General features: G+C 61.3%; 1 pseudogene. It reads left to right on the top strand.

Features of this window, described 5'->3' with window-relative positions:
- Positions 1 to 913, top strand: a pseudogene (locus tag HPC46_RS34555) (hypothetical protein); the annotation flags it as partial.

Raw genomic sequence — 913 nt, 5'->3', positions numbered from 1 at the left:
AATCCGTCGAATCGGGTGGCGCCGTTGCCGGGTGCGCCGCAGTGGACGCCGCATGTGAGTTGGTTGCATTTGGTGAATGTTGCGGCGAATTTGTGTCTGGCTGTTGATGTGGTGCATCGGGTGGATGCGGTGATTGGGGATTTTCAGGAACGCAATATTTTGGTCAGCGACACCACGCGGGTGTCGTTGGTGGATTGTGATTCGATGCAGTTCACTGATGGTGGTGGGCGGTCGTTTTTGTGTGGGGTGGGGCGCGCGGAGTTCACGGCTCCGGAGTTGGCGGGGTTGAATCTGGCGGTGGTGGCGCGGGAGAAGCCGTCGGATTTGTTTGCGTTGGCGGTGCATATTCATTTGTTGTTGATGGCGGGGAATCATCCGTTTTTGCGGGGGGTGTGGACGGGTCCTGGTGAGCAGCCGGATGCGTTGAGTTTGGCGCGGTCTGGGTATTGGGCTGGTGGTCCGGGGTCGTTGTTGAAGACCCATCCGTTGGCGCCGTCGATAGATTTTTTGCCTGACCATGTTCAGGGGTTGTTTGTGCGGGCGTTTACCGAGGGGGCGGTGGATCCGTCTCGGCGTCCGTCGGCGGCGGAGTGGCGGGCGGGGTTGCAGGCGTTGCCGGTGCGTACCTGTGGGCGGGGGCATCAGGTTCCGGTGGAGACGGAGTGGTGTCCATGGTGTCGGATTGATGATGAGCGTGCCGCGCGCAAATCTCAACGTAGCCAGGACTTTACTGGTATGTCGGGGCAACAGAATGTCTATAAAGTCACCTCACCACCACAACAGCCACCGCCACCGGCTCGGCCCGCGCCGAGCTCGTCTGGGGGCGGCCTGAAAATGGCGGCGGTGGCGATCGGGGCCCTCGTCGCCGTGGCCGCCATCATCGCCACCATCATCAACCTCACCCAACACGACA

It is taken from the genome of Mycolicibacterium vinylchloridicum (assembly GCF_013404075.1).
GTDB classification, from domain to species: Bacteria; Actinomycetota; Actinomycetes; order Mycobacteriales; family Mycobacteriaceae; genus Mycobacterium; species Mycobacterium vinylchloridicum.
The sequence above is the reverse complement of the archived record's forward strand: the minus strand, read 5'-3'. Positions and strand labels throughout refer to the sequence as shown.